This window comes from Egibacteraceae bacterium (assembly GCA_040905805.1).
Lineage (GTDB): Bacteria > Actinomycetota > Nitriliruptoria > Euzebyales > Egibacteraceae > DATLGH01.
This window is the reverse complement of record JBBDQS010000116.1, coordinates 1-23,625: the sequence shown is the minus strand read 5'-3', so window position 1 is coordinate 23,625 and position 23,625 is coordinate 1. Positions and strand designations below refer to the sequence as shown.

Sequence of the window (23,625 nt, the reverse complement as noted above, 5' to 3'; positions counted from 1 at the left end):
CCCCGACCCCGACCCCGACCCCGACCCCGCCGGGGTGTGCCCTGAGGGGCTGGAGCCGGCGGCGTTCACCGACCGTGCCGACATCCCCGCGACACACCGCGACAACGTGGACTGCGCGGCGGACCTGGCGATCGTGCAGGGCTTCGCCGATGGGAGCTACGGGCCGACGTTGCAGGTGCGACGCGACCAGATGGCCTCGTTCATCGCGCGTGGCCTGGACGCGGTCGGGGTGGATCTGCCCCCGCCCGCCGACCAGCGGTTCAGCGATGTGGTGGCGGGCTCGGCGCACGACACCAACATCCACCGGCTCGCCGCTGCGGGCATCGTGCAGGGTGGTGCGGGCGGGCTGCCCGCGACCAGCTACGGTCCGGGGCAGCTGGTGCGACGTGACCAGATGGCCTCGTTCCTGCTGCGCGCGGCCGCCTTCGCCACCGACCAGGAGCTGGCCAGCCAGACGGCGGCGTTCCCCGACGTCGGTCCGTCCAACTCCCACTTCGCCAACGTCAACGGCGCCAGCGAGACCGGGCTGGCGCAGGGCTTCGCTGACGGCACCTACCGGCCCGCCGACGGCGTGCGCCGCGACCAGATGGGCTCGTTCATCATCCGACTGCTCACCCACATCGACGACGCCAACACCGGCTGACCGCGCCTGTCTCAGGGGAGGGCGTAGCGGGCGTAGAGCTCGCCGTCCTCCTCGCACAGGCCGGCCAGCTCCAGGGGGAGCGGCTGGGGTAGGTCCCGCAGGATCCGGGGCCCCGCGCCGACCATGCGCGGGGTGAGGGTCAGGCACAGCTCATCGACCAGCCCGGCGCCGAACAGCGCCTCGTTCAGGGTCGGCCCCCCCTCGCAGAGCAGGGAGGACAGGCCGAGCTCCGTGCGCAGCGCCTCGACGGCTGCCGCGGCGTCGACCTGCTCGGCGCCCGCGACGAGGACGCGGCCGGCCTGCCGGGCGACCCGCCGGCGATCGGCCGGCGCCGCCTCGCAGGTGACCACCACCGTGGGCACCGCCGCCTCGGTGAACAGCGGGGCCGAGAAGTCCAGGTCGAGGGACCCGCTCACCACGACGATCGGCGCCGGCTCCGTCCTGCCGTCGCGAGCGCGCCGCGCACGCAGGTCGGCGCCGACCCGGTGGGGGCCGTAGCCCTCGACGCGCACCGTGCCGGCCCCGACCACGATCGCATCGGCGAGTGCGCGCAACGCACGGAAGACCTCGTGGTCGCCCGGCAGACCGAGGCCCGCCGTACGACCGTGCTCGTCGGCGGCGGCGCCATCGACGCTCGAGACCATGTTCACGCGCAGCAGCGGGGCATTCACGTTCTCGGGCCGATAGATGTCGTAGGCATGCATGTGCTCGGCGAGGACGGGCAGGAGCTGTCGCATGGTGGCCGACACGCTACCCCGCCGTACCCCCGGGGTTGCCTGCCCCCCGTGGGCGGTGGCAGCCTCGTCGACGGTGTCCCCCCCGCCACCGCGGCAGGCACCAGGCAGCCCCCCCGACCAGCGCAGAGGTAGGCTTGAGAGATGGTCCGGACCTTCTCCGGCGCGGCGTCCGGCACCGAGGGTCGCCAATTGCGCCTCCAGCGTCTCCTCCTCGCGTGGTTCCGGACCGATGCGCGGCCGCTCGCCTGGCGCCGGACCCGTGATCCCTACGCGATCCTCGTCAGCGAGATCATGCTCCAGCAGACACAGGCGGAGCGCGTCGAGCCGTTCTACGAGAACTTCCTCCTGGAGTTCCCCGACGTCCGGTCCCTGGCCCAGGCGTCCCGCGCTGCGGTGCTGCGCGCCTGGGGCGGGCTGGGGTACAACCGGCGTGCGGTCAGCCTCCACCAGGCGGCCCGGACGATCGTGGACCGCCACGGCGGGCGGGTGCCCGCAGACCTCGACGACCTGCTCGCGCTCCCCGGCGTGGGGGCGTACACCGCCCGAGCGGTGATGGCGTTCGCGTTCGGGGCGGATGTCGCGCCGGTCGACGTGAATGTGGCCCGCATCCTGGCGCGGGCCGTGACCGGGCAACCCATGAGCCGAGCGCAGACCCAGCACCTCGCAGACGACCTGGTGCCGGCGGGGCAGGCAGCGGAGTGGACGAGCGCCCTCATGGACCTCGGTGCGCACTACTGCACCAGCCGGGTCCCCCGCTGCGGCGCGTGTCCGGTGGCGGCGACCTGCGCGTGGCGGGGTGGGGGGTCGGCGGCGGACGAAGCCTCGGACCCGGCAGCCGCCGCGGGACGGGCGCGTGCCCCCGAGGCGTTCGCCGGCAGCGACCGCTACCACCGTGGTCGCCTTGTGGACACCTTGCGCCGCGGCCCCGTGGACACCGACGGCCTCCCGCGCGCCGCAGACCTCGACGACACGGGCAGGCTCGCCGCGCTGACCAGGACACTGGTCGACGACGGGCTGGCGGAGTGGAGCGACGGCTCGTTGCAGCTCCCCGGCTCGTGAGGCGCGCAACGACCCGACCTGACGACGCAACGATCCGACCTGACGAGAAGGACGGGTGTTCGGGCAACGTCCAGCTATGACCGGCGAAGCCTCCCTGCGCGACGGGCCCGTGCCGCCCGCCGATCCCACCGAGCTCACCCGCGCGGACGCCAAGGCCGTGGCGAAGGCCACGGTGGCGGAGATCAAGTCCGACGACGTCCCGTCGCTGGCCGCGGGCGTGGCGTTCAAGATCTTCCTCTCCCTGTTCCCGTCGGCGATCGCCGGCGTGGCGATCTTCAGCGTGGTGACCGCCCCGGACGACATCGAGCGGTTCATCGAGGTCATCCAGAACCTCGACTTCGTGCCGCAGGCGGCCAACGAGCTGATCACCGATCCGCTGCGCGACCTCGTCGAGGGCGAGGGGGCGGCGGGCATCGCCATCGCCGGTGTCCTGGGTGGGCTGTGGGCAGCGTCCTCGGCGGCGGTCACGCTCATCAAGGCGCTGAGCCGCGCCTGGGACGTGCCCGAGACGCGCAAGTTCTTCCGCCAGCGCATCGTCGCCGTCGTGATCATGCTGGCCCTGCTCCTGGCGTTGACCGGGCTGTTCCTCCTGCTGGTGGTCGGTCTGCAGATCCAAGCCGCCGTCGTGCCCGACGAGCTTCTCCGGGGCCCGGTCCCCGCCCTGCTGGCGCTGGGCCGTTTCCTCGGCGCGATCCTCCTGCTGACGGCGCTGTTCGCCTTCGTGTACTGGATCGGCCCCGACCGCGACCGCCCCGAGTGGTCGTGGCTGACACCGGGCGCGGTGGTCGGCGTGGTCGGATGGCTCGCCGTGGGCGGCCTGTTCACCCTGTACGTCCGCACCTTCGGCAGCTACGAGGCGACCTACGGGGCGCTGGCGGGGGTGATCGTGCTGCTGCTGTGGCTCCAGCTGTCCATGACGATGCTGCTCGTCGGCGCGGAGCTGAACAACGTCATCGAACGCGTCCGCGACCGTAAGGCCGTCGTCGGCGAGGGTTCCGGGTTCGCCCAGGCCATGCCGCTCACCGAGGCGGCCAGTGACGCCCCCGAGCCAGGCGAGGGGGTGCTGCTGCCGGCGGTCCCCCCTCCTGCCCCCGGGGACCCGTTACCGGGACTGGAGGAGCGCGGCGAGGCCCGGACCGACGGACAGGGCCGAAGCCTGCTGGCACGGGCGGGCGCCGCCGCCGCGGCGCTGCGGCACCAGCGCCGCCAGCGCCGCCGGCGCCGACGGTGATCGCGGCGGCTTGGGGCGGGGAAACCGCCGGCGGTAACCTCTAGCCGACCCGAGGACCTGACACGGAGGGTGCGTGCTGTTCGCGCTGCTGGGCCTGCATGCGGCGCTGGCCGTGGGGGCACCGCCGCTGGCCCGCCGGTGGGGGCGCGGTGTCTTCCTCGCGTGTGCCCTGGCGCCCGGCGCGATGTCGGTGTACGCCGCCGTGCAGGCTCCGGCCGTGCTGGCCGGCGAGGAGATCCGCACCACACTGGCCTGGGCGCCCTCGCTCGGGGTGACCGGCGACCTGCGGCTCGACGCCTTCGGGCTGCTGATGGTCGCGCTCGTGTCGGGCATCGGCACCCTGGTGTTCGTCTACGCCTTCGGCTACTTCTCGGCGCCACGCGCCGACCTCGGCAAGTTCGCGGCGACCCTCACCGCCTTCGCCGGCTCCATGCTGGGCCTCGTCCTGGCCGACAACCTGCTGTTCCTCTTCGTGTTCTGGGAGCTCACCTCGATCACGAGCTACCTGCTGATCGGCTTCGAGGACCGCAAGGCCGAGGCTCGGGACGCGGCCATGCAGGCCCTGCTCACCACGGGTATCGGGGGCCTCGCGCTCCTGGGCGGCCTCGTGATCATCGGCGAGGCCGCTGGGACCTACTCGCTGTCGGCCGTGCTCGCGGACCCGCCGACGGGGGGAGCGGTGCCCGCCGGCCTGGTGCTGTGCCTGCTCGGCGCGTTCACCAAGTCGGCGCAGGTCCCGTTCCACACGTGGCTGCCCGGCGCCATGGCGGCGCCCACCCCGGTGAGCGCCTACCTGCACTCGGCCACCATGGTCAAGGCCGGCATCTATCTCGTGGCGCGGTTCGCCCCGGCCTTCGCGTCGGAGCCCGGCTGGCGTCCCCTCGTGATCACCGTCGGGATCGCGACCATGCTCGTCGGTGCCTGGCGGGCCCTGCGCCAGCACGACCTCAAACTGCTCCTGGCGTATGGGACCGTGAGCCAGCTCGGCTTCCTGATGGTGCTCTTCGGGGTCGGCACCCCGAAAGCGACGTTCGCGGGGGCGGCGCTGCTGCTCGCCCACGGGATCTTCAAGGCCGCCCTGTTCATGATCGTGGGCATCGTCGACCACGAGGCCCACACGCGCGACCTGCGCCAGCTGAGCGGGCTGCGGCGGGCGATGCCGGCCACCTTCGCGGTGGCTGCGGTGACCGCGGCGTCGATGGCCGGGCTGCCGCCCCTGCTGGGGTTCATCTCCAAGGAAGCCGCCTTCGAGGCGCTGGTGCGCGGCGGCGTCGGACCGCTCGGCATGCTGGCCCTGATCGGGGCCGTCGTCGGGTCCGTGCTCACCTTCGCCTACAGTGCCCGCTTCGTGTGGGGCGCCTTCGGGCACAAGCGGGGCGAGACCGGCCTCGTGGGCCCCGCGGTCCATGCACCGCCCTGGTACTTCCTCGCGCCGGTGCTGGTGCTGGGCGCGCTGACGCTCGTGCTCGGGCTGGTGCCCGCGCCGGCCGACCCCCTGGTCAACCAGGGTGCGGTGAGCCTCGACCCCGCATGGTCGCCGGAGGCGCTCGCGCTGTGGCACGGGGTCACCATGGCGCTGTGGCTCTCGGTCGTCGTGGTCGGGGCGGGCGCCGCGCTGTTCGCGGCGCGTCGCACCGTCGAGCGTGTGCAGGCGCTCGTGCCCGCACTGCCCGGGGCCAAGGAGGCCTACGAGTCCAGCGTGCGGGGCGTGCTGTGGACCGCCAAGCGCCTCACCGCCGTGATGCAGAACGGCTCGCTGCCGATCTACCTTTCGGTCATCACCGTCACGGTGGTGGTCCTGCCCGGTGCCGCGCTGCTGGCGGGCAACGGCATGCCGGAGCTGCCGGCCCTCGCCGCGCACCCCATGCAGGTCGCGGTCGCCGCGCTGGTCATCATCGCCGGCCTCGGAGCGGCGAGGAGCCGGCGACGGTTCTCCGCCGTGCTCCTCCTCGGCGCGGTCGGCTATGGCGTGGCGGTCTTGTTCGTCATCCAGGGCGCGCCCGACCTCGCGCTCACCCAGCTGCTGGTCGAGACGCTGACGATCGTCATCTTCGTCCTGGTCCTGCGCCACCTGCCGGCCCGGTTCGACACGGCACGCGTCTCGTTCTCCCGGCCGCTGCGCGCCGCGATCGCGGTCGGCGTCGGCGTGTTCGTGTTCGCCTTCGCCCTGGTGGCCGGCGGCGCCCGGACGGCCGACCCCGTGTCCGACGAGTACCTCGCGCGGTCGCTGTCCGAGGCACAGGGCCGCAACGTGGTGAACGTCATCCTGGTCGACTTCCGCTCCCTCGACACCCTCGGGGAGATCGTCGTGCTCGTCGTCGCGGCGCTGGGCATCACGGCACTGGTGTCGGCCACCCGCGCCGTCGGTGATCGCCCGCCACTCGATGGACCGTCGGCGTCCGACCGGGGAGACGCCGCGTCGCCCGAGGCGGACGAGCAGGAGGCCGCGGCGCCTCGGGCCGGCGCGCGGGAGCCCGGACGATGAACGTCCCCCGCGAGCAGCGTGACGAGCGCGACGGGGTCATGCCATCGCTGATCCTGGGCGCCGGCACCCGGGCGGTCTTCCACACCATCCTGGTGTTCAGCGTCTTCCTGCTGTTCGCCGGGCACAACGCCCCGGGCGGCGGGTTCATCGGCGGGCTCGTGGCTGGCGCCGCCCTGGTCCTGCGGTACGTCGCCGAAGGCTCCAACGGCCTGCGACGCACGATCCCGATCGCGCCCGAGACCCTGCTCGGCGCAGGCGTGCTGGTCGCCGGCGGTGCCGGGGCCGCCGCCCTGGCCACCGGCCGCGACTTCCTCACCCAGGGCTACCTGCTGTCCGAGGAGCTCCCCGGCCTCGGCGCGGTCCGCATCCACAGCGCGCTGGTGTTCGACACCGGGGTCTTCCTGATCGTCGTGGGCCTGGTCCTCGCCCTGCTGCGGACCCTGGGCGAGGAGCTGCGCCCATGACCCTCGCCGTCGCCGCCACCGTGGCGGTCCTCTACGCCGTGGGCACCTACCTCCTGCTGCAGCGCACCCTGACCCGCATCGTCATCGGCCTGGCGCTCCTGGGACACGGCGCCAACCTGCTCCTGCTGATGGCGGGCGGGCCCGCCGGAGGACCGCCGCTCATCGGGGACGACGGCGTGCCGGCAGGCGTGGCGGACCCCCTGCCGCAGGCGCTCGCACTCACCGCGATCGTCATCACCTTCGGGGTCCTGGCGTTCCTGCTCGCGCTGGCCTACCGCAGCTGGTCGCTGACGCATGACGACACCGTCGAGGACGACGTCGAGGACCGGCGGATCGCCCGCTCCGAGGAACGTGACCGGATCGTGCGCGATCTCGAGGAGGAGCAGCAGCGATGACGACCCTGCTGCCCCTGGCGCTCGTCGTGCCCGTGGCCGGGGCCGCCCTCTGCCTGCTCGCCCACCGCCATGTGCGCGTGCAACGAGCCCTGTCGGTGGTGGCGGTCGTGGCCACCTTCGCCGTGTGCCTTGCCCTGCTCGTGGCCGTGGACCGCGACGGGACGGTCGTGGCGACCATCGGAGGATGGCCGGCACCCATCGGCATCGTGCTGGTCGCGGACCTCTTCAGCGCGCTGCTGCTGGCCGTGGCCATGGCCACCGTGCTCGGCGTGCTGGTGTTCGCGCTCGGCCAGATCGAACCCGACGTGGAGGTGCGCTACTTCCACCCGCTGTACCTGGTACTGGCCGCGGGCGTCAGCGCCTCGTTCCTGACCGGTGACCTGTTCAACCTGTTCGTGGCCTTCGAGGTCATGCTCATCGCCAGCTACGTGCTGCTGTCGCTCGGCGCGCAGCGCGCCAGCGTCCGCCCCGCCATGACCTACGTGGTGGTGAACCTGCTGGCGTCCACCCTGTTCATCTCGGCGGTCGCCCTCATCTACGCCGCCACCGGCAGCGTCAACATGGCCGACCTCGCCGGCAAGCTCGCCGACCTGCCGCCCGGCCTGCAGCGGTCGCTGTCGCTCCTGCTGCTCGTGGTGTTCGGCATCAAGGCGGCGATCTTCCCGCTGTTCTTCTGGCTGCCCGACAGCTACCCGACCGCCCCGACCGCCGTCACGGCGGTGTTCGCCGGGCTGCTGACGAAGGTCGGTGTGTACGCGATCATCCGAACCCAGACCATCATGTTCGGTGGCCTCAACGACGGGCCGGACACCCTCGTGCTCGTCATCGCGGGCGCGACCATGGTGACCGGGGTGCTCGGGGCGATCGCCCAGGACGACGTCAAGCGCATCCTGAGCTTCCACATCGTGAGCCAGATCGGGTACATGGTCCTGGGGCTCGGCCTTTACAGCGTCGCGGGGCTGGCGGGGGCGACCCTGTTCATCGCCCACCAGATCCCGGTGAAGACCTCGCTGTTCCTGGTCGGGGGCATGGTCGAGAAGATGACCGGCACGGGCGCGCTGCACCGCCTCGGGGGGCTCGCCCGCCGGACACCGCTGACGGGTGCGCTGTTCCTGCTGGGAGCCTTCAGCCTGGCCGGTTTCCCGCCGTTCAGCGGCTTCTTCGGCAAGCTCGCACTCATCCAGGCCGGCCTGGAGCTCGACCGCTACGCCATCGTCGGGGTCGCGCTGTTCACCAGCATCCTGACGGTGTTCTCGATGGTGAAGATCTGGAACGGCACGTTCTGGGGGACCCCTGACGAGGAGCCCCCGTTGGCCAGTGCCCGCGGCGAGGGGCCCCTGCGGGCACCTCGACTCATGACCGCGGGCGCTGTGAGCCTGGTGGCGCTGACCCTTGCCATCGCGGTCGGGGCCGAGCCGATGTGGGACCTGTCCGAGCGCGCCGCGCAGGGCCTGATGGACAGCTCCTACGCCGCCGCGGTGCTGGGCGAGGCCGGTGACCTCGACGCCGTCGCCGGGGGCACGCCATGAGGGTCCTGCGCCGCCTGCCTTTCCTCGCGTGGCTGGTCCTCGTCTGGATGGCCCTGTGGGGCGACCTGTCCCCGGCGAACCTGCTGTCGGGCGTGGCCGTGGCGGCCCTCGTGCTCGTCGCGTTCCCGCACGCCGGCCCCGGCCCCGCCGGCACGCTTCGCCCCCTGCACGCGCTGCGCTTCTTCCTCTACTTCCAGTACAAGCTGCTGGAGGCCAACCTGGTCGTGGCCTGGGAGGTCGTCACCCCGAACAACGCGGGCATCAGAGAGGGCATCGTCGCGGTCCCCGTCACCGGGGCGTCGGATGCGGTGATCACCATCCTGGCCAACGCGATCTCGCTGACGCCGGGCACCCTGACCCTGGAGGTCTCGCGGGACCCGGCGATCCTGTACGTGCACGTCCTGCACCTGCGGGACATCGAGACGGTGCGCCGTGGCGTCTACCGGCTGGAGGCCCTCGCGCTGCAGGCCTTCGCCGACGAGGCGACGATCGCCGCGTGCCGCGAGCTGGCTGCGGCCGCCGAGGCGCGTCTGGCCGCCGCCGCGCGCCCCGAAACCGAGGAGGGGCAACGATGACGATCGTCACGACCATCTGCCTCGCCGGCCTGGCCTTGGCCGGCGCGCTGTGCCTGCTGCGCCTGGTACGCGGGGACTCCCTCGCCGACCGCATCGTGGCGCTGGAGGCGCTCCTGCTCGTCTCGGTCAGCGGCATCGCCGTCAACGCCGTGCGGACCGGTGCCACCGCCTTCCTCGACGCCCTCGTGGTGACCGCGCTGATCGGCTTCATCAGCCAGGTGACCGTGGCGCGCTTCATTGAGAAGCGGGGCGCCCGATGACCCGGTGCTCGCCCACGCTGGGTGGCGCCCCGCCGCGTGGCATGGAGCCACGGGAGAAGCGGGGCGCCCGATGACCCGGTGCTCGCCCACGCTGGGTGGCGCCCCGCCGCGTGGCATGGAGCCACGGGAGAAGCGGGGCGCCCGATGAGCATGCTCGACGTGGTCGTCGCCGTGTTGCTGCTGTTCGGCGTCACGCTGGCGCTGCTGGCCGCCATCGGCCTGCAGCAGTTCCCCGACGTGTTCGCACGGATGCACTCGGCGACCAAGCCGGCCACGCTCGGTCTGGTCGCCATACTGGGCGCCACGGCCCTGCACATCGGGGACGCCGGCGCGGTCGCGAAGCTGGTCCTGGTCGCGATCTTGCAGTTCATCACCGCGCCGGTCGGAGCGCACATGGTCGGGCGAGCCGCCTACCGGGCCGGGACCGAGCTGTCGCCCCTGACCACCATCGACGAGCTGGCCGAGACGGGGCTCGGCCGTCCCCGCCAGGAGCAGCCCGAAGCGCACGAGGGCCTGCCCGAGTAGGCGGTGGCGGCGTGCGGCCTGGCCCGCCGCTCCTGCCTGTGGAGCGCCTCTGCGGATCTGTCGCAGGGCGCCCGTAGGCTCCGGGTATGGTCAAGACGCGGACGCGAGCCCGGTGCGGGGAATGCCACCACACCGAGAGCAAGTGGCTCGGCCGGTGCCCGGCGTGCGACGCGTGGGGATCGATGGCCGAGGAGCCGGTGCCCCGCCCGGGGGCCGGCCCTCCGACCGGCCGCAACGGCGCACCGGTCGTGCCGCTGCGCCCCGCCCGGCCCCTGCGCGACATCACCCTGGACGCCGAGCAGCGCACCCCCACCGGGATCGGCGAGCTCGACCGCGTGCTGGGCGGCGGCCTGGTGCCCGGTTCGGTCACCCTCTTCGGGGGCGAGCCCGGCGCCGGCAAGTCCACGTTGCTGCTCCAGGCCGCCGACGCCCTTGCCCGGCTCGGAAAGGTCGTCCTGTACGTCTCCGCGGAGGAGTCCCCCGGCCAGGTGCGGCTGCGGGCCGAGCGGCTCCAGACCCTGTCGGCGGGCCTGCTGCTCGCCAGCGAGACCGACCTCGACGTGATCGCCGGCCTGGTCGAGGCGCACCAGCCCGACGTGCTGCTCGTGGACTCGATCCAGACGGTGCGCGACCCCTACGGGCCGGGGGCGGCCGGCGGCATCAGCCAGGTCCGCGACTGCGCCGCGGCGCTCACGCGCAGCGCCAAGCAGCGGGGCATGGCCTGCGTGCTCGTCGGCCATGTCACCAAGGACGGCCAGCTGGCCGGTCCGCGCGTGCTCGAGCACCTCGTGGACACGGTCTGTGACCTCGAAGGCGACCGTCACCACGCCCTGCGGCTGCTGCGGGCGACCAAGAACCGCTTCGGTCCGGTGGGCGAGGTCGGGTGCTTCGAGATGGAGGGCCACGGCATGATCGGCGTGGCGGACGCGGGCCGGCTGTTCGTCGGCGAGGGCGGCGAGGCCATCCCCGGCGTGGCCGTCACGGTCGCACTGGAGGGCCGCCGCCCCCTGGCCTGCGAGGTGCAGGCCCTGACCGCGCCGACGTCCATGGTCAACCCGCGGCGGGTCGCGAGCGGGCTGGACGCGTCGCGGCTGAACCTCCTCGTCGCGGTGCTCGCCCGGCGGACCGACGTGCAGGTGGGCGCCCAGGAGGTCTACGCGTCAAGCGTCGGCGGCGTGCGGTTGTCCGAGCCGGCCGTCGACCTCGCGCTGTGCCTGGCCATCGCCTCGAGCGCCGCGGACCGCGCCGTCCCCCGTGACCTGGTCGCACTCGGGGAGGTCGGCCTGGCCGGCGAGCTGCGCCTCGTCGCCCAGACCGAGCGCCGTCTCGCCGAGGCCGCGCGGCTCGGCTTCGACCGGGTGCTGCTGCCCGCTGCGTATGATGGGGCTGCCTCTGGCCTCCGACTGCTCCGGGCGCGCGACCTGCGTCAGGCCCTGACGGCGGGGCTCGGCTGACGAGAACGAGACCGATGAGGAGGAGCGCGCTCCCTTGACGCCCAGCGACGACCGCATGCTCACCGTGCTGCAGAAGGTCGCGCCCGGAACGGCGCTGCGCGAGGGCATCGACCGCATCATCCGTGCGGGCAAGGGCGCGATCATCGTCCTCGGCAACTCCGACCAGGTCGACGCCCTGGTGTCCGGCGGCTTCAAGATGGGCACGAAGTTCACGGCCCAGCGGCTGTCCGAGGTGGCCAAGATGGACGGTGCGATCGTGGTCGACGAGAGCATCGAGCGCATCATGTACGCCAACGTCCACCTCGTCCCGGACCCGAGCATCCCGACCGCGGAGACCGGGACGCGCCACCGCACCGCGGAACGGGTCGCCAAACAGACCGGCAAGCCCGTCATCAGCGTCAGCGAGTCGATGCGCACCGTGAGCCTCTACGTCGACGCGTCCAAGCAGTCCTTGGAGGAGATCAGCTCCATCCTGTTCCGCGCCAACCAGGCGCTGTCCACCCTGGAGCGCTACCGCACCCGGCTCGACGAGGTCTCGAGCGCCCTGTCCGCGCTGGAGATCGAGAACGTGGTCAGCCTGCGCGACGTGCTGACGGTCGTCCAGCGCGCTGAGATGGTGCGGCGCATCTCCGACGAGATCGAGGCCTACGTCGCCGAGCTCGGCACCGACGGGCGCCTGCTGCAGCTGCAGCTCGACGAGCTCCTGGCCGGGGTCGAGGCGGAACGGGTCCTCGTGGTCCGCGACTACATGCCCGACCGCCGCCGCAAGGTCGAGACCATCCTCGGCGAGCTCGACACGGTGCCGTCCCAGGAGCTGCTCGACCGTGATCGGTTGGGGGCGGTGCTCGGGTTCGACATCGACGAGGATGGCATCGACCGGGGGCTCCAGCCGCGGGGCTACCGGCTGCTGTCGCGCATCCCCCGCCTGCCCGACCGCACCATCGACCGTCTGGTGGGGGCGTTCGGGAGCCTGCCCCGGCTGATGGAGGCCAGCCTGGCCGAGCTCAACGACGTGGAGGGCATCGGCGAGATGCGCGCGCGCACCATCAAGGAGGGCCTGACCCGCCTCGCTGAGTCCTCCATCTTGGAGCGCTACACCTGACGATCAGGGCCGGACAACCCCGATTGGGCGATGTCAAGGGGGTTTAGCCGCCTGACCAGGGGTTTTGCCCTTCGGGTGTGGAGCGATATGTGGTACGGTCGACATTCACCGCGAAATCGCGCCGTCTGCTGCCCCTACGCTCGGGGTGCCGTGGGAAGGGCGTGTGGAAGGAACTTGAGCGTATGAGCTATCGGGTTGGTGACACTGTCGTGTATCCGCACCATGGTGCGGCCGTCATCGAGAAGCGCGAGAAGCGCAATCTGCAGGGGGAGGAACGCGACTACCTGGTGCTGCGCCTCACGTACGGCGACCTGACGTTGATGGTGCCGGCCGACGCCACCGACGAGGTGGGGCTGCGCAACGTCGTGAGCAAGAAGCAGGTCGAGGAGGTGCTCGACGTCCTGAAGCGCCGGGACGGCTCGATGCCGACGAACTGGTCACGCCGGTTCAAGGCCAACTACGAGAAGCTGCGCTCCGGCGACATCTTCCAGGTCGCCGAGGTCGTGCGCAACCTCGCGCTGCGGGAGCGGGACAAGGGCTTGTCCGCCGGCGAGAAGCGCATGCTCACCAAGTCGAAGCAGATCTTGATCTCCGAGTTGGCTGCGGCGGTCAAGAAGTCCGACGAACAGGCCGAAGCACTGATCGACGAGCTTCTCGCCGAGTAGCCGACCTGTGCGGCCGCCCGCTCGACGAGTGGTCGTCGAGCCGCCGGCCTCCCCGGCCGTCGGGTCCCTGCAGAACGGGAGCCGCCGTGACCGACGCGCCACCCACCCATCGAGGCGGGACCATCCTGGTCGAGCTCATCCGGCTCGCGGTGGTGGTGCTCGCCACGGTCGGGGCCTTCGAGCTGTCCTCGCTGATCGAACCGTTGCGCGACCTGCGCAGCGACTCCGACAGCCTCCTGCTGGCCGTCACCGCGCTCGGTGCCGCCTGCGGCTACGTCGTGGGGGGCATCTTCGGGCGGTTCGCCGTCGGGCGGATCGACGCTGCGGAGCGCAACCTGCGGTCTGTGCCGATCGTGGACCTGTTCGCCGGCACACTCGGGGCCTGCGCCGGGCTGGCCCTGACGCCAGCGTTCGCCTGGCCCCTGCTGATCTTCGACAACCGGGCGGTGACCGTGCCTTTGGCCGCCTTGGCCGCACTGATCCTCGTCGGCACCGGTGCGCGGGTCGGCGTGGCCCGTGGCGGAGACCTGCTGCGTTTCATCGGCGCGAGCGGACGCCTGGACGTCGCCAGGCCCACGAAGGGCCCCGGGACGAAGCTCGTCGACACCTCCGCGCTGATCGACGGCCGCCTGGTGGACGTGTGCCGCTCCGGCTTCCTGGAGGGCACCCTCGTCGTCCCGCGCTTCGTCCTCTACGAGCTGCAGGGGCTGGCCGACGCCGAGGACGAGCAGCGACGAGGGCGCGGTCGCCGTGGACTGGATGTGCTCGCCGCCCTGCAGCGCTCGTCGGGCGTGGCCGTGGAGGTCACTGACCACGACCACCCCGACGTCGAGTCCGTCGACGCGAAGCTGGTGTCGATGGCCCGCGAACGGGGTGCCGGCCTGCTCACCGTGGACGGCAACCTGGGCCGGGTCGCGGAGGTGCAGGGCGTCAAGGTGCTGAACCTGCACACCCTCGCCGAGGACCTGCGTCCCCCGGTGCTGCCGGGCGACGACTTGGAGGTGCACGTCCTCAAACCCGGCAGGGAGGCCAGGCAGGGCGTGGGCTACCTCGCCGACGGCACGATGGTCGTCGTGGAGGGTGGCCGTGACCGCCAGGGCCAGCACGTCCACGCCGAGGTGACGAGCATCCTGTCGACCGGTAACGGGCGCATGGTGTTCGCCACCGTGCGTGACGCCGAGCCCCGGTTGGTGCAGACGCGCGCCTTGTAGGCGACCACTCGCCGGCGGGTCAGGTTACCGGCCGGTAGATTGGGTCTCAGCGACATATCTGTCCCTCCCACCCCATCTACCGCCGGGTAACCAGGGTGCAGGCGCTGGGTTGGCGGATGCGGAAACCGTCGTCGGTATCGGCAGCCACGATCGCGGGCCAATTCGTAGACTGGCTCCTATGGTGCGGTGCGCCCGTTTGCTGGTCAGGCTCTTGGCGTGTTGCCCCGCGGTGGGTGCCAGGGTGGCGCTGGTCAGCCCGATGGGCGGACGCTGAGCCGGCGCCTGAAGGCCAGCGCCGTCGTGGGGGTCGCCGTGGCTTTCCTTGTCGCTGTTGCGCTTGCAGTGCCACTGCGGGACGACTACTCCGAGACCGGGCCCGATCCCGGCGTACGGCGCGTCAGCGTGCTCAGCAACTCGCTCGACCGCGGGCTTGACGGCCTGACTGTCGTCTTGGCGATCGGGATCGGATGCGGTCTTGGCCTGCTCAGCGCGGTGGCCGTCTCGTCGTTTCAGTCCTTGCACTCCACCGATGCTGCTCGCGATGAGCGTGGGCGGCGGTAGTCGGGGGGCGCGGCTCCGGTCGGGCCACGGGCCGGGTTCAGGTGGCGCCTCAGCGCCGGAGTTGGCGGGTGGCGAGCCAGACGAGTGAGCCGGCGCCGAGCAGGATGAGTCCGCCGACGACGGCGACGGCGGGCAGGGTGAAGGCGAGCACGATGCACAAGGCCACGCCCAGCCCCGCGATCCAGCGCGGCCAGCGTCGCTGCCCGTCGGTCAGGGTCCATGCCGAGGCGTTCGCCAGGGCGTAGTAGGTCAGCACCGCGAACGCGCTGAACCCGATCGCGCCGCGCAGGTCGGCGGTGAGCACGACGGCGCAGACGATCACCGCGGCGGCCGCTTCGGCTCGGTGTGGTGTGCGGTGGGTCGGGTGGACCGCGTCGAGGAAGCGGGGCAGCTCGCCGCGGCGGGCCATCGACAGGGCGGTGCGGCTGATCCCGGCGAGCAACGACAGCAGCACGCCTGCGGTGGCGATCGCCGCGCCCACCCGCACGACCGGCGCGAGCCCAGCCCAGCGGCCGGCCTCCACGGCGGCGGCCAGCGGCGCGGGTGCCTGGGCCATCGTCTCCGGGCCGGCGGCGACCAGCGCGGAGACGAGCACGATCGCGTAGACGGCGACGACGACGCCCAGCGCGATCGGGATGGCCTTGGGGATGGTGTTCTCCGGTTCGATGACCTCCTCGCCGAGGGTGGCCAGGCGGGCGTAGCCGGCGAAGGCGAAGAACAGCAGCCCGCCGGACTGCAGGACGCCGAACACGCCGCCGGGCAGGTCGGTGGTGAGGTTGGCGACGTCGGCCTGGCCCCCGAGCAGCGTTGCGGCGACGGTGGCGGCCAGCGCAGCCAACACCAGGGCCACGATGACCTTGGTGAGACCGGCGGTCTTGCGCACGCCGAGGTAGTTGACCGCCGCCATCGCCACGACGGCGGCGATGCCCACAGGCCGGGTGGCTTCTGGGGCGACGTAGGAGCCGAACGTCAACGCCATCGCCGATAGGCTCGCGGTCTTGCCGACCACGAAGCTCCACCCGGCCAGGAACCCCCAGTAGTCACCGATCTGCCGGCGCGCGTACACGTAGGTGCCGCCGGCCTCCGGGTACAGCGCCGCCAGCTGGGCGGAGGACGTGGCGTTGCAGTAGGCCACGAGCGCGGCCAGCCCCAGCCCGGCGAGCAGCCACGTGCCCGCGGCCGCCGCGGCGGGACCCGGCGCGGCGAACACCCCAGCCCCGATCATCGCGCCGAGCCCGATGACGACCGCGTCGGCCAGGGTGAGACGGCGTGCGAGCTCGTGGTGGGCCACGGGACCTCCAAGCGACGGAAGACTCCGTATCGACTTCCGATGTCGGATTACGATACAGCCTTGGTGCGTCGGTCCGACCCGTACCCTCGTCCTCGTCGGAAAGGAGCCGGTGTGGTGCTGGAGGAGTTCCGCCGCGGAGCGGTGCGCCTGCATATCCTCCACCACGCCTGCGAAGGTGAGATCCACGGCGCGTGGATCCGCGACGAGCTCGCCCGACACGGCCACGACATCAGTCCCGGCACGCTGTACCCGGTCCTGCACCGCATGGAGGCCGATGGGCTGCTCGGCTCCCGTGGGGAGCTCGTCGAGGGACGCACCCGCCGGCTGTACCGCGCCACCGCTGCGGGCCGCACCGAACTCGACTCCTGCCGCGACGCCCTGCGAGAGCTCGCCGAGGAGGTGCTGCACGACAGGGACCAGCGGTGATCCCCGCGCATGCTCACGGCCCGAATGGTCGGAAATCTTCGGGTCCACCTCCTGGTTACCGGCCGGTAGATTGGGTCTCAGCGACATATCTGTCCCTCCCACCCCATCTACCGCCGGGTAACCTGCGTGCAGGCGCTGGGCTGGCGAACCTCGCCGGTGATGGTCATGACTTCCGAGCGGGTGGCGATCCACCGCCATACTGCTGAGCCCGCCAGCCCGCGCCCATCAGGTGAGTAGCCGGCGTCGCGAGGACGGCCGCGGCAGCACGTCATCACGCCCTCGGCGAGGTGGCACGATGGGTCGACGTGGAGGGAGGGGCGGCACCGGCCGCCGGCGGGCGGAGGTGAACGAGCATCCTGGTGAGCGGGTCGACCGTCGGGCTGATCGTCGCCGCGGGCGCGGGCGAGCGCTTCGGTGGGGACGGGCCCAAGGGCTTCGCGCGGCTGGCCGGCGAACCGCTGCTGGTGCATGCGGTGCGCACGTTCCTCGCCTGCGAGGCAATCGACACGGTCGTGCTGGTCGTGGGTCCCGACGCGCTGGACGTCGCCGCCGCTGCCCTGGACGTCGCCGGTCTGGCGGTCGGCGCCGTGGTGGCCGGGGGCGCCAGCCGGCAGGAGTCGGTGCGGCGCGGTCTGGACGCGTGTCCCGACGCTCGGGTCGTCGCTGTGCACGACGCCGCACGTCCGCTGGTGAGCGGCGACCTCGTGGCCCGCACGGTGGCGGCGCTGGTCAAGCCGTGGGCGGCGGTCGCGCCCGGCCTGCCGGTGGTCGACACCATGAAGCTCGTCCGGGAGGGCGACGCCGCCACCGGCGGGGTGGTGCGCACCGTCGACCGCGACGGCCTGTGGAGCGTGCAGACCCCGCAGGTCTTCGCGATGCGCACCTTGCAGCAGGTCCATGCCGGCGCCACCGGTGGGGTCACCGACGACCTCATGCTCGTCGAGCGCGCCGGTGGCAGCGTGCGCCTGATCCCCGGCGACCGCCGCAACTTCAAGATCACCTTTCCCGAGGACCTCGTGATCGCCGAGGCGCTGCTGGCCGCGCAGCGACTCCCATGAGCGCCGGGATGCGGATCGGTCAGGGGGTGGACGTGCATGCCTTCAGCGCCGACGCGGGCCGGCCGTTGCGCCTCGGCGGTACGCCCATCCCGGGCGGACCCGGCCTGGAGGGGCACTCGGATGCCGACGTGGTCCTGCACGCCCTGGTCGACGCGCTGCTCGGCGCCGCCGGTCTGGGCGATCTCGGCGCCGTGTTCGGGACCGCCGATCCGGCGCACGCCGGGGTCGCCTCCTCCGTGTTCGTGGCCGGAGCGCTGGACCGGGTCACCGAGGCGGGATGGGCGCTCGTCAACGCCGACGTGACGGTGGTGGCCCAACGCCCCCGTTTGGCCGCTCACCGCGCAGCGATCACCGACTCCGTCGCTGACCTGCTCGGGGTGCCGGCCGGCGCGGTGAACGTCAAGGCCACGACCACCGACGGGTTGGGCTTCACCGGACGGGGCGAGGGCATCGCCTGCCTGGCCGTGGTCCTGTTGGCCGCCCGATAGGCTTGCGGCCGTGATCCGCCTGTACAACACCCTGACCCGTCGCATCGACGACTTCGTGCCCCGCGAGGCGGGGCTCGCCACGATGTACGTGTGCGGCCCGACCGTCCAGGGGCCGCCCCACTTCGGGCACGCCCGCGCTGAGATCGTGCCCGACGTGCTTCGCCGCCACCTGGAGTGGTCGGGCTTTGACGTCCTGCACGTGCGCAACATCACCGACGTGGAGGACAAGATCATCGCCCGGGCCGAGGCCGACGGGCGCCCACCGGCCGTCGTGGCCGAGGAGTTCTCCCGTGCCTGGCAGGCCCAGATCGACCGGCTCGGCACGCTGCCGCCGCACATCGTGCCCCGCGCCACCGGCCACATCATGGAGATGATCGAGCTGATCGACCGGCTGGTGGACGCCGGCTACGCCTACGAGGCCGACGGCGAGGTGTCCTTCAGGGTCCGCGCCTTCACCGAGTACGGCAAGCTCTCCGGCCGGCGGGTCGACGACCTGCGCGCCGGGGTGCGCGTCGAGAGCGACGAGCGCAAGGAGGACCCGCTGGACTTCGCGCTGTGGAAGGGCGCCAAGCCGGGGGAGCCGTCCTGGCCCTCGCCCTGGGGACCGGGTCGTCCCGGATGGCACATCGAGTGCTCGGCGATGGCGACCAAGTACCTCGGTGGCGGGTTCGACATCCACGCCGGTGGCACGGACCTCGTCTTCCCCCACCACGAGAACGAGGTGGCCCAGTGGGAGGCGGCCACGGGCACGACCTTCGCGCGCTGGTGGGTGCACCACGGCATGCTCACCCTCGGGGCGGAGAAGATGGCCAAGTCCGTCGGCAACGTCATCTCGCTCGCCGAGGCGCTGGACCGCTACGGCGCCAACGTCCTGCGCCACTTCTTCCTGGCGGCGCACTACCGGTCGCCGGTCGAGTTCAGCGAAGAGCGCCTCGACGAGGCGGCCGCCGCCTTCGACCGCTGGGCCGCCTTCGTGCGGACGACCGCCGGGCTGGCGCCACCCGACCCCGAGGACGTCGGCGGGTCCGCAGATCCGGAGGCCGACGCGGCGCGCGAGGCGTTCAGGGCGGCCCTGGACGACGACCTGAACACCCCCGAGACGCATGCCGCGCTGTTCGACCTCGTGAGCGCCGGCAACCGCCACCTGGAGGCTGGTCGCCGCTCCGAGGCCGCGGCGGCGGGCGCGGTGGTCCGCGAGCTGGCCGGGGTTCTCGGCTACACCTTCGATGAGGGGGAGGCTGCGGGCGCGGGGCTGGTCGGGCCGCTGGTGGAGGAGCTGCTGCGCCTGCGTGCCGAGGCCCGCGACCGCCGGGAGTTCGCCACCGCCGACGCCATCCGGGCCCGCCTGAGCGAACTCGGCATCGTCGTCGAGGACTCCCCCGACGGTGCGCGCTGGCACCTGGCCTAGACCGGTGAGCCCATCGCCAGGCTCCTCGCAGCCGACCACGGTCGTCCCGGGTCGGCGCCCCGTGGCGGAGGCGCTGCGGGCGGGCCGCCGCCTGCGGGAGGTCGTGGTCACCGACCCCGACGCGGTCGCCGACATCGTCGCCGCCGCCCGTGCGGCGCGGGTGGCGGTCCGCACCGCCAAGCGCCCGGTCCTGGACGAGCTGTGCGGGGGCGCGCGCCACCAGGGCGTCCTCGCGGTCGCGCCGGCGTTCCCCTACGTGGCCCTGCACGAGATCGGCGAACCCGACCTTGTCGTCGTGCTCGACGGCGTCACCGACCCGCAGAACCTCGGAGCGATCGCGCGGTCCGCGGAAGCCGCCGGCGCCGGCGCCATGGTGCTGCCCAAGCGGCGGGCGGCGCACGTCACCCCCGCCGCCGAGAAGGCCGCGGCGGGCGCCTTCAGCTGGCTGCGCGTGGCGCTTGTGCCCAACGTCGTGCGGGCCATCGAGGACTTCGCCGGCCGCGGCTACTGGTCGGTGGGCCTGGACGGCGACGCGCCCGACACGGTGTGGGACTCCGACCTGCTGGCCGGGCGGGTCGTGCTGGTGATCGGCGGGGAGGGAGCCGGGCTGTCCCGCCTGGTCGCCGAACGGGTCGACGCCCGCCTGGCGATCCCCCTCGGCGGACGGGTCGCCTCGCTGAACGCGAGCGCCGCCGCAGCCGTGGCCCTCTTCGAGATCGCCCGCCGCCGCAGCGGCTGACCTCGCGCGGGATGCAAGGCCTACGCGCTCGGCCGCTGACCGGCCGGCGCCCGGCGGACATCGACCAGGTCGACGAAGGCGAACCCTGCACCGTGCTCGGGTTCCAATCGCGCGCGCAGTGCCCGCAGGGCGACGTCGACGTCGTCGTGCCCACCGCCGTAGGCGGCCACCACGCGCTCCTTCACCCGCCGGGAGACGATCGGCTCGAAGGCGTGCGGGTGCACCAGATGGGCCAGGATCTCGCGCTGGGCGTCGGCGCCGTCGCAGGGCAGGTCCCGCAACCACGCGACGAACGCGTCGGCGTCGGTGAGCAGGGACTCGCGATCCCGTCGGCGCACGTCCTTGATCGCGCGCGCCGCTGCGAGCAGGTAGCGCAGCTGGGACAGCCGTCGGGTCTTGAACGCCACACCGGTGCCGGCCAGGCCCCCGTCCAGCGCCGCGTCCAGGTCGGCAGGCACGCGGGGCGCCGCCGAGGAGCGCGCGAGGGTCGCGTGCACCAGGGCGCGCTTGGTGGTCGGGGCCAGGTCGGTCGCGAACAGGACATGGACGTAGCACGCCTCCGCCGCCAGCTCCACGCAGGCGTCGGGCGCGTCGGCCAGCACCTCCGCCCAACGGTGCGGGAACGTGCCGACGGCGCCCCGGTCGCGGAGTCGGGCCAGGAGATCATCGAGGAGCTCGGGAGCCCACCGCCGGCGGGACGAGAGCACGCTGCCGTTGCGGTGCAGACACCGGTCGGTGAAGCGCCGCGCCGCCGCGTAGACCCGTGCCGCACCCTCGCCGGGAACCTCTGCCATGACCCGTCCTCCTGTCGACCTGGGCAGGCCCTAAGGTGCCGCAGCCTTCGCCGCTCGTCGCGCTGGATCCCCCGTGCCTGGGGACAACGTTCCCCGGTGGGCGTGCGCGCCATGGGCAGGGTGCTGTCGTACGATGCCCGCAAGCCGTGGCGCAGAAGAGGAGGGCGACGATGCGGGCAGGACGCCTGGCGCGGGTGGTGGGTGTCGGCAACGTGGTGGTGCTGGCCCTGGCGCTCGCCGTGGTGGTCACGGAGGTGGACGGGTCGGCACGCGTGGTCCCGGAAGACGAACCGGGGCGCGCATCGCCCGGCCCGGTGCTGGGCGAGGGCTCGGCCGTCCTGCCCGCGACCGGTGCCGCGGAGGGGGACCCGGTGGACCCCGATGCCCGTCTGGTCGACCTGCCCCAGCACGAGCTCAGTCAGCTGCCGGCGGTGCCGCGGACCGGCGTGCTCGGCGGTGACCCTGGTCTGGACGGGGGGTGCGCCTGGGTGGAGATGGACGGCGCCCCCCACGCGGTCCTGTGGCCGGCGGGCTACCGGGCCGCGTTCGGGCTGGCGGAGGACGCCGGGACGTTCGAGCTGGTCGACGAGGCCGGCAGGGTCGTCGCGCGCGGCGGTGCTCCCATCTGGTTCACCGGCGCCCGCAGCGGCGGCGCGGAACGGCTCGACCGGTGCCATGTCGGCGCCGACCACGTCTGGTACGTCGGCGCGGTCGGGACGGACGTGCCTTAGGCAACCCGATCCTCATCGACCAGTTCTTCTGACCAGCCGAACCCTGCGGTCGCCGGGGGGACCGCGCCGACGCCATCAGCGGGCACGCATGTGGTTGTTCCGTGGGTTGTGTTCGAGCTCGGCGAGCATCGCGGGGAGATCGTCGATGCATCGCAGGTGGTAGCGCAGCTTGGTGCTACCGGCCTGGACGACCAGTGCGGGCGGGTCGCCGTCGTTCTGATACTTCGGCTGGCCCATCGCTCTCAGCCGCTTACCCGCGTGACGCACCCATCACAGAATGCACATCCCAATCGGTTTCCACATGCTGACAACAACGAGCCCGTGCTTCATGATATCATCTTGATATCGCAGCACGCCGGAGGCATCATGGCCGACCTTCTCATCCGCAACGTTGACGCGCAGACCCACGACGAGCTGAAGCGACGAGCAGCGGCTGAAGGTCTCAGCGTTCAGCAGTACGTCGCTCGGGTTCTGACAGCCCACACGAGCCGCCCGTCGATGCACGAGTGGCTACGTCGCCTTGACGAGCTGTCACCGGTCGACACGGATGTCCTCGGAGCCGACGCCGTGGCTGCGGCACGCACTGACGCGTTGTGATCGTCGTGCTCGACGCCGCAGCGGTGGTCGACGTCCTGTTGGACAACGATCGCGGTCGCGGCGCCCGCAAGCACCTTGAGGGCGCACAGCTGTTCTCAGTCGTGCACCTCGACGCCGAGGTGTTCTCTGCGCTCGCCCGGTTGCATCGCGACGAGCAACTGACCGCCGAGGCTGTTTCCGCGCGCCTCGCCCTTCTTGCCGACCTCGATGTGGCGCGCCTTCCAATCAGCGCACCACTCCTGTCGGCGGCCTGGGCCCTGCGCGACGACATTGCAGCCCGAGATGCGCTCTACGTTGCTGCCGCTCAAATCCTGTCCGGCAAGCTGCTCACAACCGACGTCCGGCTGGCCAGGGCCTCCCTCGACATCGCCATCGCCCTCTGATCGAGGTCTGCAGCCAAGACTGCGCGCGCCTCCACCCGGAGGCGATCATCACTACGGCCCGATATCCCTGCCAGGGGCTCCCGAGTTCAACCTATGCCGGGTAGGCCGGAGGTTGACGGCTGCGGTACACGTCGCACTCCGTAGCCGCCGGAACCCCCCGCCCACGAACACCACGGTGACCGTCACTACCGAGCTCGAGGCCGCCGCGGAGGCCGTCGGCACGGACTGCCTCGTGGCCTTGGCGAGCCACGGCCAGGTGGCGCTGCCCGCGGGCGATCCAGGAACGGCCAACCGCCGCCTGCAAGACGGCCTTTACCAACGCGTTGGGCTGCCCCCTCGAGGCGTCCTGGTTGGCGTGGACCGGGCACGCGGGCTGCACATGCTGGGCCGTGGAGCCGCCGCTTTGGAGCAGGCCCGCAGCGCCTGCGCCGCTTTGCAGGCGTTGGGTGTTCACCAAGCTGGACGTGTCCCTTGGCCACGCCTATGGGATGCACCGGGTCGCCGCTATCGCGGGCGGTAGATGTCCTTGCGGTGGGCGACGTCGAGCACGGTGACGATGTTGTTCGTGGCATCGATGCGGTAGACGATGCGGTAGGTCGCTCGTCGGGCTCCGTGGCATCCGGCCAACGGGCCGAACAGGGGCTTGCCGACGCGGTGTGGGTTCTCAGCCAGGGTGTTGGCGCAGAACTCTAGGACTGCGGCGGCGACGGCCTCAGGCAGCCGGTCGGCGATCGCCCTGCGTGCGGGGCCGAGGAAGGTAATGGGTGCAGATCTTCTGGAGGGACCTCGTCATGCGGCTTGGGGGATGAGGTTG

At 72.3% G+C, this 23,625-nt stretch carries 27 protein-coding genes; 22 read left to right on the top strand and 5 right to left on the bottom strand.

All coding sequences use genetic code 11. The features are described 5' to 3' along the window. The coding region (locus WD250_13485) for an S-layer homology domain-containing protein (protein MEX2621220.1) at positions 1-643 on the top strand (643 nt) is incomplete at its 5' end. Positions 644-654: 11 nt separating this feature from the next. On the opposite strand, the gene WD250_13480 is transcribed toward WD250_13485, so the two are convergent. Beyond that, on the bottom strand, positions 655-1,380 hold the full coding sequence (locus WD250_13480) for a dihydrofolate reductase family protein (GenBank protein MEX2621219.1): 726 nt from the start codon (positions 1,378-1,380) through the stop codon (positions 655-657). Positions 1,381-1,521: 141 nt separating this feature from the next. On the opposite strand from WD250_13480, the gene WD250_13475 reads away from it, so the two are divergent. From WD250_13475 to WD250_13415, 13 genes are all read left to right on the top strand, one after another. Beyond that, positions 1,522-2,439 carry an A/G-specific adenine glycosylase gene (locus tag WD250_13475; GenBank protein MEX2621218.1) on the top strand — a complete coding sequence of 306 codons (918 nt, stop codon included), beginning with the start codon at positions 1,522-1,524 and terminating at the stop codon, positions 2,437-2,439. A 76-nt stretch (positions 2,440-2,515) separates the two neighbouring features. Beyond that, positions 2,516-3,670 carry a YihY/virulence factor BrkB family protein gene (locus WD250_13470; GenBank protein ID MEX2621217.1) on the top strand — a complete coding sequence of 385 codons (1,155 nt, stop codon included), beginning with the start codon at positions 2,516-2,518 and terminating at the stop codon, positions 3,668-3,670. A 73-nt stretch (positions 3,671-3,743) separates the two neighbouring features. Continuing rightward, positions 3,744-6,155: a hydrogen gas-evolving membrane-bound hydrogenase subunit E gene (mbhE, locus tag WD250_13465; protein ID MEX2621216.1), complete on the top strand. Its 2,412-nt coding sequence runs from the start codon at positions 3,744-3,746 to the stop codon at positions 6,153-6,155. Beyond that, positions 6,152-6,619: an MnhB domain-containing protein gene (locus WD250_13460; GenBank protein ID MEX2621215.1), complete on the top strand. Its 468-nt coding sequence runs from the start codon at positions 6,152-6,154 to the stop codon at positions 6,617-6,619. The genes mbhE and WD250_13460 overlap by 4 nt, the downstream gene beginning before the upstream one ends. Then, the gene (locus WD250_13455) at positions 6,616-7,014 is read left to right on the top strand and encodes a Na(+)/H(+) antiporter subunit C (GenBank protein MEX2621214.1); all 399 of its coding nucleotides are present in this window, start codon (positions 6,616-6,618) and stop codon (positions 7,012-7,014) included. The genes WD250_13460 and WD250_13455 overlap by 4 nt, the downstream gene beginning before the upstream one ends. Further along, positions 7,011-8,543 carry a proton-conducting transporter membrane subunit gene (locus WD250_13450; GenBank protein MEX2621213.1) on the top strand — a complete coding sequence of 511 codons (1,533 nt, stop codon included), beginning with the start codon at positions 7,011-7,013 and terminating at the stop codon, positions 8,541-8,543. Before WD250_13455 ends, WD250_13450 begins: the two co-directional genes overlap by 4 nt. Further along, positions 8,540-9,118, top strand: a complete 579-nt coding sequence (locus WD250_13445; protein MEX2621212.1) for a Na+/H+ antiporter subunit E — start codon at positions 8,540-8,542, stop codon at positions 9,116-9,118. Before WD250_13450 ends, WD250_13445 begins: the two co-directional genes overlap by 4 nt. Then, positions 9,115-9,378 (top strand): monovalent cation/H+ antiporter complex subunit F, encoded by a 264-nt coding sequence (locus WD250_13440; GenBank protein MEX2621211.1) that lies wholly within the window; start codon positions 9,115-9,117, stop codon positions 9,376-9,378. The genes WD250_13445 and WD250_13440 overlap by 4 nt, the downstream gene beginning before the upstream one ends. A gap of 144 nt (positions 9,379-9,522) precedes the next feature. Further along, positions 9,523-9,903, top strand: a complete 381-nt coding sequence (gene mnhG / locus WD250_13435; GenBank protein MEX2621210.1) for a monovalent cation/H(+) antiporter subunit G — start codon at positions 9,523-9,525, stop codon at positions 9,901-9,903. Positions 9,904-9,989: 86 nt separating this feature from the next. Then, on the top strand, positions 9,990-11,357 hold the full coding sequence (gene radA / locus WD250_13430) for a DNA repair protein RadA (protein MEX2621209.1): 1,368 nt from the start codon (positions 9,990-9,992) through the stop codon (positions 11,355-11,357). 34 nt (positions 11,358-11,391) lie between these two features. Then, a complete protein-coding gene (gene disA / locus WD250_13425) occupies positions 11,392-12,459 on the top strand; it encodes a DNA integrity scanning diadenylate cyclase DisA (GenBank protein MEX2621208.1) in 1,068 nt (355 codons plus the stop codon). A 182-nt stretch (positions 12,460-12,641) separates the two neighbouring features. Continuing rightward, entirely contained in the window at positions 12,642-13,124 is a 483-nt protein-coding gene (locus WD250_13420) for a CarD family transcriptional regulator (protein MEX2621207.1), read from the top strand. A gap of 86 nt (positions 13,125-13,210) precedes the next feature. After that, positions 13,211-14,335, top strand: a complete 1,125-nt coding sequence (locus WD250_13415) for a PIN domain-containing protein (GenBank protein MEX2621206.1) — start codon at positions 13,211-13,213, stop codon at positions 14,333-14,335. 610 nt (positions 14,336-14,945) lie between these two features. Here the strand turns inward: WD250_13415 and WD250_13410 are convergent. Continuing rightward, on the bottom strand, positions 14,946-16,187 hold the full coding sequence (locus tag WD250_13410; GenBank protein MEX2621205.1) for an amino acid permease: 1,242 nt from the start codon (positions 16,185-16,187) through the stop codon (positions 14,946-14,948). A 111-nt stretch (positions 16,188-16,298) separates the two neighbouring features. On the opposite strand from WD250_13410, the gene WD250_13405 reads away from it, so the two are divergent. The 5 genes from WD250_13405 (at position 16,299) to WD250_13385 (ending at position 20,306) form a co-directional block, all read left to right on the top strand. Next, on the top strand, positions 16,299-16,613 hold the full coding sequence (locus WD250_13405) for a PadR family transcriptional regulator (GenBank protein MEX2621204.1): 315 nt from the start codon (positions 16,299-16,301) through the stop codon (positions 16,611-16,613). 359 nt (positions 16,614-16,972) lie between these two features. Then, positions 16,973-17,671, top strand: a complete 699-nt coding sequence (gene ispD, locus WD250_13400) for a 2-C-methyl-D-erythritol 4-phosphate cytidylyltransferase (GenBank protein ID MEX2621203.1) — start codon at positions 16,973-16,975, stop codon at positions 17,669-17,671. A gap of 8 nt (positions 17,672-17,679) precedes the next feature. Next, the gene (gene ispF / locus WD250_13395) at positions 17,680-18,159 is read left to right on the top strand and encodes a 2-C-methyl-D-erythritol 2,4-cyclodiphosphate synthase (protein MEX2621202.1); all 480 of its coding nucleotides are present in this window, start codon (positions 17,680-17,682) and stop codon (positions 18,157-18,159) included. Between the two features lie 10 nt (positions 18,160-18,169). After that, positions 18,170-19,567 carry a cysteine--tRNA ligase gene (gene cysS / locus WD250_13390; GenBank protein MEX2621201.1) on the top strand — a complete coding sequence of 466 codons (1,398 nt, stop codon included), beginning with the start codon at positions 18,170-18,172 and terminating at the stop codon, positions 19,565-19,567. 4 nt (positions 19,568-19,571) lie between these two features. Beyond that, the gene (locus WD250_13385; GenBank protein MEX2621200.1) at positions 19,572-20,306 is read left to right on the top strand and encodes an RNA methyltransferase; all 735 of its coding nucleotides are present in this window, start codon (positions 19,572-19,574) and stop codon (positions 20,304-20,306) included. Between the two features lie 20 nt (positions 20,307-20,326). Here WD250_13385 and WD250_13380 read toward each other — a convergent pair whose 3' ends face one another. Beyond that, the gene (locus WD250_13380; GenBank protein MEX2621199.1) at positions 20,327-21,100 is read right to left on the bottom strand and encodes a hypothetical protein; all 774 of its coding nucleotides are present in this window, start codon (positions 21,098-21,100) and stop codon (positions 20,327-20,329) included. 170 nt (positions 21,101-21,270) lie between these two features. Here WD250_13380 and WD250_13375 point away from each other — a divergent pair, with 170 nt between their 5' ends. After that, the gene (locus WD250_13375; GenBank protein MEX2621198.1) at positions 21,271-21,831 is read left to right on the top strand and encodes a hypothetical protein; all 561 of its coding nucleotides are present in this window, start codon (positions 21,271-21,273) and stop codon (positions 21,829-21,831) included. Positions 21,832-21,906: 75 nt separating this feature from the next. On the opposite strand, the gene WD250_13370 is transcribed toward WD250_13375, so the two are convergent. Further along, positions 21,907-22,068: a DUF6855 family protein gene (locus tag WD250_13370; protein MEX2621197.1), complete on the bottom strand. Its 162-nt coding sequence runs from the start codon at positions 22,066-22,068 to the stop codon at positions 21,907-21,909. A 129-nt stretch (positions 22,069-22,197) separates the two neighbouring features. On the opposite strand from WD250_13370, the gene WD250_13365 reads away from it, so the two are divergent. After that, positions 22,198-22,428 (top strand): hypothetical protein, encoded by a 231-nt coding sequence (locus WD250_13365; protein ID MEX2621196.1) that lies wholly within the window; start codon positions 22,198-22,200, stop codon positions 22,426-22,428. After that, positions 22,425-22,811 (top strand): type II toxin-antitoxin system VapC family toxin, encoded by a 387-nt coding sequence (locus tag WD250_13360; protein MEX2621195.1) that lies wholly within the window; start codon positions 22,425-22,427, stop codon positions 22,809-22,811. The genes WD250_13365 and WD250_13360 overlap by 4 nt, the downstream gene beginning before the upstream one ends. Positions 22,812-23,315: 504 nt before the next feature. On the opposite strand, the gene WD250_13355 is transcribed toward WD250_13360, so the two are convergent. Next, on the bottom strand, positions 23,316-23,531 hold the full coding sequence (locus tag WD250_13355) for a type II toxin-antitoxin system RelE/ParE family toxin (protein MEX2621194.1): 216 nt from the start codon (positions 23,529-23,531) through the stop codon (positions 23,316-23,318). Positions 23,532-23,625 lie beyond the last annotated feature (94 nt).

What these genes read in the sequence shown, in the direction of transcription:
- WD250_13365 (MEX2621196.1), top strand. Translation starts at nt 22,198, where the DNA reads ATGGCCGACCTTCTCATCCGCAACGTTGACGCGCAGACCCACGACGAG.
- WD250_13420 (MEX2621207.1), top strand. Translation starts at nt 12,642, where the DNA reads ATGAGCTATCGGGTTGGTGACACTGTCGTGTATCCGCACCATGGTGCG.
- WD250_13470 (MEX2621217.1), top strand. Translation starts at nt 2,516, where the DNA reads ATGACCGGCGAAGCCTCCCTGCGCGACGGGCCCGTGCCGCCCGCCGAT.
- WD250_13380 (MEX2621199.1), bottom strand. Translation starts at nt 21,100, where the DNA reads ATGGCAGAGGTTCCCGGCGAGGGTGCGGCACGGGTCTACGCGGCGGCG.
- WD250_13370 (MEX2621197.1), bottom strand. Translation starts at nt 22,068, where the DNA reads ATGGGCCAGCCGAAGTATCAGAACGACGGCGACCCGCCCGCACTGGTC.
- ispF (MEX2621202.1), top strand. Translation starts at nt 17,680, where the DNA reads ATGCGGATCGGTCAGGGGGTGGACGTGCATGCCTTCAGCGCCGACGCG.
- WD250_13480 (MEX2621219.1), bottom strand. Translation starts at nt 1,380, where the DNA reads ATGCGACAGCTCCTGCCCGTCCTCGCCGAGCACATGCATGCCTACGAC.
- mnhG (MEX2621210.1), top strand. Translation starts at nt 9,523, where the DNA reads ATGAGCATGCTCGACGTGGTCGTCGCCGTGTTGCTGCTGTTCGGCGTC.
- WD250_13450 (MEX2621213.1), top strand. Translation starts at nt 7,011, where the DNA reads ATGACGACCCTGCTGCCCCTGGCGCTCGTCGTGCCCGTGGCCGGGGCC.
- WD250_13445 (MEX2621212.1), top strand. Translation starts at nt 8,540, where the DNA reads ATGAGGGTCCTGCGCCGCCTGCCTTTCCTCGCGTGGCTGGTCCTCGTC.
- WD250_13440 (MEX2621211.1), top strand. Translation starts at nt 9,115, where the DNA reads ATGACGATCGTCACGACCATCTGCCTCGCCGGCCTGGCCTTGGCCGGC.
- WD250_13475 (MEX2621218.1), top strand. Translation starts at nt 1,522, where the DNA reads ATGGTCCGGACCTTCTCCGGCGCGGCGTCCGGCACCGAGGGTCGCCAA.
- WD250_13375 (MEX2621198.1), top strand. Translation starts at nt 21,271, where the DNA reads ATGCGGGCAGGACGCCTGGCGCGGGTGGTGGGTGTCGGCAACGTGGTG.
- WD250_13455 (MEX2621214.1), top strand. Translation starts at nt 6,616, where the DNA reads ATGACCCTCGCCGTCGCCGCCACCGTGGCGGTCCTCTACGCCGTGGGC.
- WD250_13460 (MEX2621215.1), top strand. Translation starts at nt 6,152, where the DNA reads ATGAACGTCCCCCGCGAGCAGCGTGACGAGCGCGACGGGGTCATGCCA.
- radA (MEX2621209.1), top strand. Translation starts at nt 9,990, where the DNA reads ATGGTCAAGACGCGGACGCGAGCCCGGTGCGGGGAATGCCACCACACC.